Here is a 13,180-nt window from a genome sequence, read left to right as displayed (position 1 = left end):
TCGACGGCACGCGGACCGGCGGTAGTGTTGGTCCATGGAAGGCAAAACGGTAAGCGTCGAGCGCGTCATCAACGCGTCCCCGGAGAAAATCTTTGCGTTGCTGGCGGACGCGGGAAAGCACTCCACGTTCGACGGCTCGGAGTCGGTGAACCACTCCACCGCCGAGTCGGTGCCGCTGTCCAGAGGGTCGAAGTTCGGCATGGCGATGCGGGGTCGCCCTGAGACGTTGTTCGTCCCGTACCGCACGACCAACACGGTGGTTGAGTTCGAACCGAATCGACGCATCGCCTGGAAGACGACCGGGGCGGCTGGTCTGATCGGCGGTCGCATCTGGCGCTACGAACTGAGCCCGGTGGGCGACGACCAGGAGAGCACGCTGGTCCGCGAGACCTGGGATGTGTCGGAGGACAAACAGCCGTGGTTGATCACCCGCGGTTCGATACCTCAGCAGACCGCGGATGGCATGCGGGCCACCTTGGAGCGCATCGCCAAGTTGGTGGAGAGCTAGGCCCAGACCGAACAGACAGGCCGAGCAGACGCAAAGGCTCCCGAAACCGCTTGTGTCTCTGGGCTTTTGCGCCTGTTCGGCGAGTTAGGTGAGCTTGGCGTGGTGGCGACGGTGCGGCACCGGAACCAGCTTCGGCACATTGCGGCGATAGTCGCGGTACGTATCTCCCAATGCCTCCTCCAGATCATGCTCCTCCAACTGCAAGGCAATCAGGATGTATCCGGTGGTGGCGACCGCGAACAGCAGGTGCCCCGCGGTCATCGTCGGCGTGGCCCAAAACGCGATGATGAAGCCAAGCATGAGCGGGTGGCGCACCAGCCGATAGAGCAGCACCGTGCGAAAGCCTTGGTCGGGGTTGGGCTTTCCGCGCCAGGCCCGATACACCTGCTGCAGGCCGAAAAGCTCGAAATGGTTGATCATGAAGGTCGCGCTGAAGACCATGGCCCAGCCCAGCCAGAACATCGCCCACATCACGAAGCGGGCAACCGGCTGGTGGACATCCCAGATGATCGCCGTCATCGTTCGCCACTGCCAGTACAGCAACAGCAGCACTGCGCTGGCCAGCCACACATAGGTGCTGCGCTCGATGGACGGAGGGACGAACCGGGTCCACCACCGTTTGAACCCGGGCCGGGCCATAACACTGTGTTGTAGCGCAAACGCGGTGAGTAGCAACACATTCACCACGACTGCCTCACCTAGCGAAGCGGTGAGCCCATGGTCCACATCGCGCGGTACCAGGATGCCACCGACGAAGCCGATCGCATAGAGGAAGGCCACGAGGAAGACCGCGTAACTGATTGCGCCGTATCCAAATATCAAATATCGCTTCATGCTTTCAGTGTTCGCCGTCGGCCCGCCGGGCACATGAGGCGTTTGCCTCAAGGTCACTACTTCTGGCGGGTTGATCAGGCGTTCGCCAGACCGTGCCGCAACGCATACATGCTGGCGCCGATGCGATTCGACACCCCGATCTTGGCGTAGGTCCGCTCCACGTGATTGCGGGCCGTCTTCTCGCTGATCACCAACTCAGCGGCGATCTCTTTGTTGGACGCGCCGCGCGCGACCAGGCACAGCACCTCGACCTCTCGCGGGGTGAGCCCGTCGGGACGGACCTGCGGCCGCTGCGCACGGTGTCCGGCCGCGTGCAGCACCGCCTCGACGGCCGCCGGGTCCAGCTCCCCGGTCTGCACCCGGCCTTTTAGCCGACGTGCGGCCGACTCGGGGGTCATCTCTTTGCGGTATGGCCTTGGCTCACAAGCGGATTGGTAGCTGACCGCGGCCGCCAGGATCCGGTCCGGCAGGCCCAGCGCGGTGCCGTCCAGGCCGCGTGGGTAGCCCGAGCCGTCCACGCATTCGTGGTGATTGCCGGCCACGTCCGCCAGCTGCCGAAGCGCCGGCACCTGCTTGAGGATCCGCACCGTGAAATACGGGTGCAGCCGAACCCGCTCGAATTCGGCAGAGGTCAACGAACCCGATTTCGACCAGACTTGATTCGATACCCCGATGCGGCCCAGATCGTGAACATGGCCCGCGCGCCGGGTCAGCGCCACCGCATCGGCATCCAAACCGGCGACCGACGCCGCCTCGGCTGCGAGCCGCGCAACCGCCCGCGAGTGTCCCAGAGTGAACGGGCACTTGAGGTCGACGAAGTCGCCCAGCGCAACGAGCAGCGTGTCCAACATCTGATCATCGAGGCGCTCATGGCGATCCGGCGCCTCCTGCAACGCCGCCGCCCACACGTCGCCGATGGGAGGTACGGACAGCAACTCTTCGGCGTGGTCGACAAACGCGTCGGCGACGTGGGGATCGAACTGTCCGCCTCGGCGGGCACGCACCATCGCCTTGGCACCCTCGACGCCGTACATGCGGTGGTGCACCTCGGCCAGTTCGGCGACTTGAGCGACGTACATCTGGATCGGGATCGCGTCACCGCGCGCCCGGGTGGGCAGCCCGTCGCCGTCATATCGTTCGAACGCGAACCTCAGCGCCGTCCGCACACCCGGGCCCAGACCGAGTCGGTCGGCCAGCAGACCCGCAGATGTGCAGTGCGAGTGGATCATTCGAGCCAGCTGACCACGCGCGTTGGTCATCACCGTCGCCATGAGGCTCAGCCGTTGCAGCCACGACTGTCCACGACCCATGTTGCTCAACAGGAACCACGTATAGGGCAGCCCAGTGAAGTCGACCATGTACGAGTCGTGGCGCACGGCGATATCGTCACCGAACCACTGCGAGAGCTCGTGTGAGTCGGCATGGCACCCGATCCACATGATCAGCGTGGTGTAGTACGCGTCGCCTCGCTGCTCCTTGCTCAATCCGAGTCGATCGGCGAGCCTGGTCGCGATCATGGCGGCGCGCAGCATGTGTTCGGCTGGTTGACCCAGACCAAGGTCGATGGCGACGGACAACGCGGCGAGCACCTCGGCTCGCGTAGGTAACTCGGCGGCAGTCTCCTCGCGGGACGGCATGCAAATATTGTGCACAGTCATGGCGGTTTAGTTCAGTCGATTGCGATCGTGCGACCGACGGCATCGTGACGATCCGCGTCGAAGTTCTCGAAATGCCCTGACCCCACCACGAACAGGCCGCGTTGTGGGGGCCTGAAGCTCGCGAGTTTGGCTTGGTTGGGCAGCGGACCTACCGGACCGAGATCCCGGCCGCGCACAATTGCGCGGGAGTGGGCCACCTCCCACATCTGTCGGGGAGCGATCATGAATCGCTGGCCGTTGGGCGCGGTGCCGGCGAGCCGCAGTTGCCCGGCGTGCAACGTCAGGCCGGCCGCGCCGCTCAACAGACCGAGAGCCACACGATTGGTCCAGGTTCCGGCGGGCAACCGGCCACCCACCGCCGTCATCAGGCGCGTCGACAAGGTCGACCGGATATCGATCTGCCAATCGAGCAGCCCTTCGACCCTGACGAAGACCAACCATGGACTGACCCACTCGACCTCGATGTCGCACTGGACCGCGTCTTTTGGCGTCGCCGAACTGAAGTAGCGCGCGCAGCTTTGCGCACCCGGCGTGGTGGCGTAGAACGTCCAGATGCCGTCTGGACTGCGGTGCCAGACCGACTTGTACGCGGGCGCGAAGGAGGCCTTCGGAAAGTGCCGCAGTGCGAGGTAGTGCCCGTTGGCGAACGGCAAGCCCATGACGCCGTAGCCGACGAACCGCTCGTCATCACCCGCGGGCAGGGTGGGGTTTTGCAGGACGGCCGTGACGGCCTCGAGGGGGGTTGCCGGTGTGTTCATGGGGGAAATGGTGCGTTGGGCAGGTGGTCGGCCGCATGAGGCGGCTGCCTCATCTCCCCCGGCATTTTTCCCGGCATTTCTCCCGGCGCGATACTGGCGTTTCTAGCGCTTCTTCACCGACTTCGGTGGCTTGGGGCCACGGCCTTGCTGCCGGCGGCCGCCCGCCGCTCGCGGCGACTGCCCCCGGCGGGCACACCGACCGGAGTCTTCGTGGCCGTCCCGCCGTTGCGCTGCACCTGCGCCCAACCGTCTTCGGACGGGCCGGAATAGGTGAGGGCAGGCGATTCGTCGTCGTCAATTCCCCTGGTGCGCAACATCAGAACCTCTTCCCCCGGCGGTGTCGTCTCCTCGGAAGCACCCTAGTTCAAACAGCTCCGCGGCACTGCAGCGCTGGAAACGGACGGCCGGGGGCGGCTCAGCCGGGCGACATGACGGCGGACCGCCGGTCCAGCACCCACGCGGTGGCCAGGGTGAGCGCAACGGCAAACGAACCGAGCGCGATGAGACTCCCACCGGTGCCACCGCTGAACGTCTCACGGTAGGCCGACATCGCCGGCAGCGTGTTCGTGAAGCGGGCGAGGTGCAGATCACGCCCCAGCGCTTGGAATGCGTGCCGGTTGGACAGGCCGAGACTCAGCAACCGTCCCGGAGCCGCCATCTTGTCAACGGGCACAATGGCGCCGCCGAACAACACCTGCGGGAAGCACAGCATTGGCAGCGCCAGGGCGGCCTGAGCCGCGTTGTGCACAGCGGCGGAAGCCAGCAGACCCAGGGCCAGCGCTGAGGTCGCCTCGACGAGCATCGTCAGAAACATCCACGCGTAGACGTGCCAACCGACGGCAGGCAGCCGGCCCAGACCCCGCAGCACTAGCAGCAGCACCGCACTCACCACGGCCAGCACCGGAAGCAGGGCGGCGACCTTCGAGGCAACATAGGCGCCCACGCTGAGCCCGGCGACGCGTTCTCGCCGGAACACTTCGATCTCCCCGACTATTTGCAGCAACCCGTAGGTCAGGCCGAAGAAGAAGCCGTCGAACGCGATCCAGAAGACGATCTGGGCCGGGCCCACGTCGCCGCCACCCGCTTCGAAGGCGCCGCGGCGAAACAGCGTCGCCATCATCGCCGTGACCAGGACCGGTGAACCGAGCAGCACCGCCAGTGTCAGCCGGTTGCGACCCAGCACATCGACATTGCGGCGCGTCAACAGCCACCACTGCCGAAAAAGGTTCGGTCCCTTGATATCTGGCGCAGGTGTCGGAACAGGCCCGGGCCGGGCCGGGAGGCGCGGCGCCCACGTCGCAGGAGGATGGCTGTCGGCAAGTATGTCGTAGACCTCGGTCAGGTCGTTCACCCCAAAATAGCGCCGCGCATCGACCGGGCTGCCGCTGAATGCGAGTCGACCGTCGCGAGCCAGGAAGATCACCCGGTCGCACCGGTCGATGCCGGCCGGCTCATGCGTCGTGAGCACGACCGTCACGCCGCGCTCGCTCAGGCCCCGCAGCAATCGCATCACGTCGGCCGCAGTAGCGGGATCGAGCCCGGACGTCGGTTCGTCGAGGAAGAAAAGGCTTGGACGGGTGAGCAATTCGACGGCGATGCTGGCCCGCTTGCGCTGGCCGCCGGACAGCGAACGAACCGGCACCTCGGCTCGGTCGGCCAGGTCCAAATCTTTCATCGTCTCCTCGACGACCCGGTCCGCCTCAGCTACCGAGGTGCCTTCCGGCAGGCGAAGCCGAGCCGCGTAGCGCAGCGTGCGGCGCAGCGGCATTTCGAGGTGAATGATGTCGTCCTGGGGCACGTAGCCGATGCCGCGTCGGCCGGCCAGGTGGTGTGAAACCTCGCCGCCCGACGGAGGCTGCAATCCCGCAAGGATTTTCAACAGCGTGGTTTTGCCCGCACCGCTGCCGCCTGCGATGGCGACCAGTTCGCCGGGCTCGATGGACAGTGACAGCTTCTGCAGGATCTGTCGTGCGCCGGCCCGCTGGCTCACGTCGATGGCATCTAATCGCATGGTCATGGCGCAGATCATGGGTCAACGCGGGAGCCGCCGGCATGGGGCGGTTGCCTCAAATGAGGCCACGATCGATCGCGGCGAGGCTGTTTTGCATCCGGTTATCGACGCCAAACTTCGCGTCTAACACGGGACGAGGGGGAACCGGCTAACTTATGCTGCCCGAATGGCGTCCCTTCCACGTCATCCCTTCCGGCAGAGATTGATTGAGTAACCCTAAGCCAAAGCCTCTGTTTTTGGGACAAGATGTTGTGCGGGCGGATCGCCCTCAGCTGTCGTTTGGGTTGAGTAGCGTCACCGACGTGGGTACGACTGCTACATCGAGCGACTTTCGCAACATCGTGTTGTCTGGTTCCTGAGGCCTTTCCTGTGATGGATCGATGGACGGTTGAAGCTGTGTACGGGGCTAGCGTCGCGAAGAGACCAGGCGTGTGGCATCGATCTCGCGTCTACGTTCACTTCGCTCAGCACTTGTGACCAGACAGAACGACTTTGCCAGCGCCCGTACCATTCACCGCGTAGATCAGGCCGTCATGAACCGCGCAATGGATTGTCATCATCAAGAGCGTCCTTGCGTCTGCTATCCCTATTGGCCGACTAATCCGCCCAACCCTCGAGAGCTCGTATGACGCCCAACAACACTGTCCTGCAGCCCAGCCCGGCAGACACCTAGCCGGGCACCCCTCAACGCCGTCGCCGCGAATGTCGGTACCCGTGTCTAGGGTGTCGCTCTGTGGAATCCGATGATGTTGTTGAGCCCATTGACGCTGCGTTTCAAGCGCTGCTTGCCCTGACGGCCGAGAACACCAAAGACGACGAGAAGCGGGACATGCTGATCGACGGCATTGTGACGGCTCCACCGGTAGCCGAGTGGCCAAAGGAATGTCAACAAAGCTTCTACAGACCGGCCGTTACATACACGATCTTGCCCATCAAATGAGGCAGGGAACTGAGAATACATGACGGTTGGGGGAGACCAGGCCCAAATCAGCACGGTCACAAGCGATCACGGTCTGACAACTACGAGCATCGCTTTCGCTACCGCTCGGCGTCGCGAGTCGCCCAATCGGGATCGCGATAAGGAGGACCAACGCTCACGTTGGGCACTCTGCAGGCGCGGGCCTCGACAACGACGTTGTCCTGTACGCCAAGCGCTTTCTGATAGGCGTCCGCAGCGTTCTCACCAACCGGAGACCGGCATCCAACTCCGTGGACGTAAACACTCAGCTATTTGAGCGGTCAACGGCCGCAACTTAGCGCTTCTTCGCCGATTTCGGTGGCTTGGGGCCACGGCCCTGCTGCCGTGCGGCCGCCCGCCGCTCGCGGCGACTGCCCCCGGCCGGTGCACCGGCACGTGAGGCGGCTCCCCCGCCGTTGCGCTGCACCTGCGCCGAGCCGTCCTCGGACGGGCCGGAATAAGTGAGAGCCGGTGATTCGGTATCGTCAATTCCTTTGGCGCGCAACGTCTTAGCCTCTTCGCGCGGCGGTGTCTCCTCCTTGGGAGCACCCTCCCCGGCCAATTCAGCAAGGCCTTCGGGAGTCTCGACGGGAGCGACCTCCACCTGTGGGGGCGGAACCGCTTCCACCGTGACGTTGAACAGGAAGCCGACGGATTCCTCCTTCATCCCCTCGAGCATCGCCATGAACATGTCGTAGCCCTCGCGCTGGTACTCGACCAACGGGTCGCGCTGCGCCATCGCCCGCAGCCCGATGCCCTCCTTGAGGTAGTCCATCTCGTAGAGGTGCTCACGCCACTTGCGGTCGATCACGTTGAGCAGCACGTTGCGCTCCAGCTGGCGCATCGCACCCTCGCCGGCGATCTCCTCGAGTTCGGCTTCTCGCGCGGCGTACGCGCGTTCGGCGTCCTTGATCAGCGCCGCGAGCAACTCATCCCGGGTGAGGTCGTCGCGATCGGAGTCGGCGTCGCGGTGGGTCAGTTCCTCATGGGAAATCCCGACCGGATACAGCGTCTTGAGCGCCGTCCACAGCGCTTCCAGATCCCAATCCTCGGCATACCCCTCGGCCGTCGCCCCGTCGACATACGCCGTGATGACGTCGCGAACCATGTCGAGCGCCTGTTCCTTGAGGTTCTCGCCCTCCAGGATCCGGCGACGCTCGGCGTAGACAACCTTGCGCTGCTGGTTCATCACCTCGTCGTACTTGAGGACGTTCTTTCTGACCTCGAAGTTCTGCTGCTCGACCTGGGTCTGGGCGCTCTTGATCGCCCGAGTGACCATCTTGGCTTCGATCGGCACGTCATCGGGCAGGTTCAACCGGGTCAGCAGCGACTCGAGCGCGGCGCCATTGAAGCGGCGCATGAGCTCGTCGCCCAGCGACAGGTAGAAGCGCGACTCCCCCGGGTCACCTTGCCGGCCGGAACGACCGCGCAGCTGGTTGTCGATGCGCCGCGACTCGTGCCGCTCGGTACCCAGCACATACAGACCGCCGGCCTCGATGACCTCCTCGGCCTCATTGCTGGCTTCCTCTTTGACCTTCGGCAACTCCTCGTGCCAGGCCTGTTCGTATTCTTCGGGCGTCTCCACCGGATCCAGGCCGCGCTCGCGCAGCCGCTTGTCGGTAAGGAAGTCGATGTTGCCGCCCAGCACGATGTCGGTGCCGCGGCCCGCCATGTTGGTCGCAACAGTGACGGCGCCGCGGCGGCCCGCCACGGCGATGATGCCGGCCTCTTGCTCGTGGTACTTGGCGTTGAGCACGTTGTGCGGGATGCGCCGCTTGGTGAACTGGCGCGACAGGTACTCCGAGCGGTCCACGCTGGTGGTGCCGATCAGGACCGGCTGGCCCTTCTCGTAGCGCTCGGCGACGTCGTCGACCACCGCGATGTACTTGGCTTCCTCGGTCTTGTAGATCAGGTCGGAGTGGTCGGTGCGGATCATCGGCTTGTTGGTCGGGATGCTGACCACGCCCAGCTTGTAGATCTCGTGCAGCTCGGCCGCCTCGGTCTGGGCCGTACCGGTCATGCCGGCCAGCTTGTCGTAGAGGCGGAAGTAGTTCTGCAGCGTGATGGTGGCCAGTGTCTGGTTCTCGGCCTTGATCTCGACGTGTTCCTTGGCCTCGATGGCCTGGTGCATGCCTTCGTTGTAGCGGCGACCGATCAGCACGCGACCGGTGAACTCGTCGACGATGAGGACCTCGCCATCGCGGACGATGTAGTCCTTGTCGCGGTGGAACAGCTCCTTGGCCTTCAGCGCGTTGTTGAGGTAACTGACCAGCGGCGAGTTGGCCGCCTCGTAGAGGTTGTCGATGCCGAGCTGGTCTTCGACGAACTCCACGCCCTTCTCGTGCACGCCGACCGTGCGTTTGCGCAGGTCAACCTCGTAATGGACGTCCTTCTCCATCAGCGGCGCGATCCGGGCGAACTCGGTGTACCAGTTCGATGCCCCGTCGGCGGGGCCGGAGATGATCAGCGGGGTCCGCGCTTCGTCGATCAGGATCGAGTCGACCTCGTCGACGATCGCGTAGTTGTGCCCGCGCTGCACCAGGTCGTCTAGCGAATGCGCCATGTTGTCGCGCAGGTAGTCGAAGCCGAACTCGTTGTTGGTGCCATAGGTGATGTCGGCGTTGTAAGCGATGCGACGCTGGTCAGGCGTCATCTGTGCCAGGATGACGCCCACTTCCAGGCCGAGGAAGCGGTGCACGCGGCCCATCCACTCGCTGTCACGTTTGGCCAGGTAGTCGTTGACCGTGACGACGTGCACGCCCTTGCCGGCCAGCGCATTGAGGTAGGCGGGCAGCACACAGGTCAGTGTCTTACCCTCGCCGGTCTTCATCTCGGCGACATTGCCCAGGTGCAGCGCCGCCGCACCCATCACCTGCACATCGAAAGGCCGCTGGTCAAGCACCCGCCAGGCGGCCTCACGGGCGACCGCGAACGCCTCCGGCAGCAGGTCTTCAAGCTCCTCGCCGTCGGCTAGGCGCTTCTTGAACTCGTCGGTCTTGGCCCTCAGCTCAGCGTCGGTGAGCTTTTCGACATCGTCAGACAACGTGTTGACGTAGTCGGCCACCTTCCTGAGGCGCTTGACCATGCGACCTTCACCAAGGCGCAGCAACTTCGACAGCACAGCTAAATCCCTTATGGGTAGGAGTCTTCTTCTTTAGTGAGCGACCCCCATCGTAGGCGCGATCGCCAGCGCGGCGAAGCCGGGCGCAGCGGGTCGCGCCCTCTGTCGTAGGCGACGAAGCGGCGAAGGCCCCTGATCGTCAGGACGGAGCGGATCAGGCCAGTCGGATTAAGCCGTAGTCGTAGCCGTGTCGTCGGTAGACGACGGTCGCCCGCTCGGTTTCCTTGTCCAGGAACAGAAAGAAGTCGTGACCAACGAGCTCCATCTCGTATAGCGCGTCGTCGACCGACATCGCCTTGGCGGGGTGCTCCTTGACCCGAACGATCCGGCCGGGCTCGTGGTCGTCGACGAATTCCTCGGTTGCGTGCTCGTGTGTCTCGGTGACTGTGCCGTTGAAAGCCTTCTCCGCCACCTCTGGGGGTATCGAGGCGGTGGCCTCGGCCACCGACACCGGGGTCTTGTCGCCGTAGTGCACTTTGCGGCGGTCTTTGCCGCGGCGCAGTCGATTCTCTAGTTTGTCGACCGCCGCCTCGAGGGCGGCGTAGAAGCTGTCGGCGCAGGCCTCACCCCGGACGACGGGCCCACGCCCGCGAGCGGTGATCTCCACACGCTGGCACGACTTGCGTTGGCGACGGTTGCGTTCGTGGTTGAGCTCGACGTCGAACAAGTAAATGGTCTTGTCAAATCGCTCGCAGCGGGCGAGCTTTTGCGAAACGTAGATGCGGAAGTGGTCGGGGATCTCGACGTTGCGGCCCTTGAAGACGATCTCGGCCTGTGACAACGGTTGAGCTTCTTCGTCAGCCGTGTCCAGAACCTCAGTGGAGTCCGCGGTAGATCTTGACATACGTGACAACTCGTTTCTTTTCTCGTGCGCACGCGCCCTGCGTGCGGGGCAATTCGTTAAACGCTCCGACGAGGGTGTAGCGGATTGCGGTTTGAAGATGGCCACCGCCGCAGGCTGCCCGCCGGAGCAAAGATGTCGAATTCTCACCTCCTGCTGCGGGTGCCACTTTTCCACGACGTTAGCCCTAGTTTGCCCGACCGTGCCACCAAAATCGGCAACGTGTTTCTGGTTCTTCACGTACTCATGTCTTTCATGCCGCCGCGATGGTCAGCACCGCCGCGACGCGCACGCCGGCGTTGAGCAGAACCCGAACTGATTCGCGCGCGGTGGCGCCGGTGGTGACGATGTCGTCGACGAGTACGACCTCGTCGCGCGGTCGCTGTTTCGTGCGCAGCACAACCCGGTTCGCGATATTGCGTTCGCGATCCGAGGTGCCAAGCCCGACGGAGTCGCGCGCGAATGCCTTCATCCGCAATGCCCGGACCACGGCGATGTCCGGGCAGCCGGCCACGGCGGCCTCGGCCATCCTGGTGACGGGATCACCGCCACGCCGCCGGGCCGCCGATCGCCGAGTCGGTGCCGGGACCATTGTGAGTGGGGTCTCGACCATGCCCCAGCACAACAGCCGGTGCACACCGACGGCCAGCGCACGCGCCATCGGCGCCACGAGGTCACCGCGCCCGTGATCCTTCATCGCCAGCAGGGCCTGGCGTCGGGCACCCACGTAGCGGCCGAGCGCGAACACCGGCACCTGCGGATCGGCTCGCGGGCTCACCAGATGCGGCTGATCGGGTCTGACGACGAGTTCAGCGGCGCATGCCGCACACCATTGCGTTCCCGGCAGGCCGCAGCCGCCGCACTCCAAAGGCAGGATCAGATCGAGCACATGGCCATTCTGGTGTGCCGGGCTGACACCTGACCGCAATCAACAGCGACCGACTCGTGACCAAAACTTGACCGACATGCCAAGGCCCGCTTGGACATTCATTCGTGATACCCCCCGTACGCTCAACCATCGACGCGGTCAAATCACGAACTGAAAGGGTGTTGAGGAAGTCATGCGGGCGACGATTCGATCTCTAGTAGTCGTGGTCGGCGTCGCGTCAGCACTGATCGCAGACCGGGCCGACGTCGTGCTGGCGGCGTCTCGTACAGCGACTGACTACCCGGCCATCGCCACGGTTGCACCCGCGCGCGGCGCGGTAGTGGGTGTCGCCCATCCCGTCATCGTGACCTTTTCCGGCTCCGTCGCCAATCGCCAGGCGGCCGAGCGCTCACTGGCCATCCACTCCGTCCCGGCGATGACCGGCAGCTACGAGTGGCTCGACAACAACGTAGTGCAGTGGGTGCCCAACCGCTACTGGCCAGCGCACCGTGCGGTGGCACTGTCGGTCGGCGGGATGCGCACCGACTTCAAGACGGGCCCGAAAGTCGTTGGCGTCGCAGACATCTCAAATCACACGTTCACCGTCACCATCGACGGAGACGACTCTCAACCACCTCCTCCCCTGCCGGCACCACACCATCGTCCGCACTTCGGCGAGTCCGGGGTGATGCCGGCGTCCATGGGGAGGCCGGAATTCCCGACCCCGGTGGGCACGTACCGGGTGCTGGCCAAGGACCGTTCGGTGGTCATGGATTCGAGCACCGTCGGCATCCCCGTCAACGACCCTGACGGTTATCGAATCAACGTCGACTACGCGGTCCGTTTCAGCAATGGCGGGCTCTACGTGCACTCGGCTCCTTGGGCAGTCCGATCACTGGGTTCGGAGAACGTCAGCCACGGCTGCATCAGCCTGGGCATCGCCGATGCCGAGTGGTATTTCGACACCGTCAACATCGGCGACCCGATCATCGTCAAGGAAGGAGTTCCCACCGATCAGTCGATCAAGGAAGCGGACCCAGTCAAGAAAGCCGACCCCGTTGCTTAGCGCCTCGCTGCTTAGTGCCTTGCTGCTTAGTGCGGCGCCAGCGGCGCGGGGGCACCGACGCAGCCCGGCATCGCCCCCGAAGCTCCTGCCAAGACGGCCGGAATGGGCGGCGTCGCCTCGGGCGGCGGGCCTGGCAGCACGACCGGGTCGCTGGCTAGTGACGGCCCACTAGTCGGCGCACCCTTGCCACTGCCACCCGCAGCCGTGATCGGCGCGCCAACAGGTGCGGCCCCGGCCCCAGCGGCCCCAGCGCCCGCCGGCGCGACCGGTACAACAGGCACCGGCGGCACGACCGGCACAGGCGGTACAGGCGCAACAGGCACCACCGGCACCGGCCCGGGCAGCACCACTGGTGCTGCGGCAGCGCCGAGTGGGCCCGCGGCCCCCATGGCCGGGCCTACGGCGCCGTATGCACACGTCGGACCACCGGTTGGCATCGGAGCAGCTGTCGCCAACGGAGCGCATGCCATCACAGCGCCGCACAACCCAGTGCCCACTATCAACCCAATGCTGCGTCGATCCGAGATCTTCAACGCCCGCTCCTTCATCCACTCGCC

Annotated in this window: 10 protein-coding genes and 1 pseudogene; 3 read left to right on the top strand and 8 right to left on the bottom strand. The window is 64.7% G+C overall.

The features are described from left to right. Positions 1–34: 34 nt before the first annotated feature. On the top strand, positions 35–508 hold the full coding sequence (locus BST27_RS00930) for an SRPBCC family protein (protein ID WP_069418994.1): 474 nt from the start codon (positions 35–37) through the stop codon (positions 506–508). An 84-nt stretch (positions 509–592) separates the two neighbouring features. On the opposite strand, the gene mddA is transcribed toward BST27_RS00930, so the two are convergent. From mddA to BST27_RS00905, 5 genes and pseudogenes are all read right to left on the bottom strand, one after another. Further along, positions 593–1,342 (bottom strand): methanethiol S-methyltransferase, encoded by a 750-nt coding sequence (gene mddA, locus BST27_RS00925; protein WP_069418993.1) that lies wholly within the window; start codon positions 1,340–1,342, stop codon positions 593–595. 74 nt (positions 1,343–1,416) lie between these two features. Continuing rightward, complete coding sequence (locus BST27_RS00920) at positions 1,417–2,979, bottom strand: HD domain-containing phosphohydrolase (protein ID WP_069419070.1); 1,563 nt, start codon at positions 2,977–2,979, stop codon at positions 1,417–1,419. A gap of 32 nt (positions 2,980–3,011) precedes the next feature. Further along, a complete protein-coding gene (locus tag BST27_RS00915; RefSeq protein WP_069418992.1) occupies positions 3,012–3,758 on the bottom strand; it encodes a hypothetical protein in 747 nt (248 codons plus the stop codon). A 102-nt stretch (positions 3,759–3,860) separates the two neighbouring features. Next, positions 3,861–4,072 (bottom strand): annotated as a pseudogene (locus tag BST27_RS00910) (hypothetical protein); the annotation flags it as partial. A 101-nt stretch (positions 4,073–4,173) separates the two neighbouring features. After that, positions 4,174–5,775 (bottom strand): ABC transporter ATP-binding protein, encoded by a 1,602-nt coding sequence (locus BST27_RS00905; protein WP_069418990.1) that lies wholly within the window; start codon positions 5,773–5,775, stop codon positions 4,174–4,176. 727 nt (positions 5,776–6,502) lie between these two features. Here BST27_RS00905 and BST27_RS00900 point away from each other — a divergent pair. Beyond that, on the top strand, positions 6,503–6,709 hold the full coding sequence (locus BST27_RS00900) for a hypothetical protein (RefSeq protein WP_069418989.1): 207 nt from the start codon (positions 6,503–6,505) through the stop codon (positions 6,707–6,709). Positions 6,710–7,022: 313 nt separating this feature from the next. Here the strand turns inward: BST27_RS00900 and secA are convergent, their stop codons facing one another. The 3 genes from secA to BST27_RS00885 all read right to left on the bottom strand — a co-directional run bounded on the left by secA (position 7,023) and on the right by BST27_RS00885 (position 11,578). After that, complete coding sequence (gene secA / locus BST27_RS00895) at positions 7,023–9,848, bottom strand: preprotein translocase subunit SecA (RefSeq protein WP_069418988.1); 2,826 nt, start codon at positions 9,846–9,848, stop codon at positions 7,023–7,025. 154 nt (positions 9,849–10,002) lie between these two features. After that, complete coding sequence (gene hpf, locus BST27_RS00890) at positions 10,003–10,692, bottom strand: ribosome hibernation-promoting factor, HPF/YfiA family (protein ID WP_069418987.1); 690 nt, start codon at positions 10,690–10,692, stop codon at positions 10,003–10,005. A gap of 250 nt (positions 10,693–10,942) precedes the next feature. After that, on the bottom strand, positions 10,943–11,578 hold the full coding sequence (locus BST27_RS00885; RefSeq protein ID WP_069418986.1) for a ComF family protein: 636 nt from the start codon (positions 11,576–11,578) through the stop codon (positions 10,943–10,945). Between the two features lie 172 nt (positions 11,579–11,750). Between BST27_RS00885 and BST27_RS00880 the strand changes: the two genes are divergently transcribed. After that, positions 11,751–12,623, top strand: a complete 873-nt coding sequence (locus tag BST27_RS00880; RefSeq protein ID WP_079219560.1) for a L,D-transpeptidase — start codon at positions 11,751–11,753, stop codon at positions 12,621–12,623. Positions 12,624–13,180: the final 557 nt, after the last annotated feature.

The organism is Mycobacterium intermedium (assembly GCF_002086275.1).
Classification (GTDB): Bacteria; Actinomycetota; Actinomycetes; order Mycobacteriales; family Mycobacteriaceae; genus Mycobacterium; species Mycobacterium intermedium.
Note: the sequence above shows the minus strand (reverse complement) of the source record. Positions and strands in the feature narration are given on the sequence as shown.

Bases quoted from the DNA above. Each gene is read 5' to 3' on its own strand.
- BST27_RS00915 (WP_069418992.1), bottom strand. From the start codon at position 3,758: ATGAACACACCGGCAACCCCCCTCGAGGCCGTCACGGCCGTCCTGCAA.
- BST27_RS00920 (WP_069419070.1), bottom strand. From the start codon at position 2,979: ATGCCGTCCCGCGAGGAGACTGCCGCCGAGTTACCTACGCGAGCCGAG.
- BST27_RS00880 (WP_079219560.1), top strand. From the start codon at position 11,751: ATGCGGGCGACGATTCGATCTCTAGTAGTCGTGGTCGGCGTCGCGTCA.
- BST27_RS00905 (WP_069418990.1), bottom strand. From the start codon at position 5,775: ATGACCATGCGATTAGATGCCATCGACGTGAGCCAGCGGGCCGGCGCA.
- BST27_RS00930 (WP_069418994.1), top strand. From the start codon at position 35: ATGGAAGGCAAAACGGTAAGCGTCGAGCGCGTCATCAACGCGTCCCCG.
- hpf (WP_069418987.1), bottom strand. From the start codon at position 10,692: ATGTCAAGATCTACCGCGGACTCCACTGAGGTTCTGGACACGGCTGAC.
- mddA (WP_069418993.1), bottom strand. From the start codon at position 1,342: ATGAAGCGATATTTGATATTTGGATACGGCGCAATCAGTTACGCGGTC.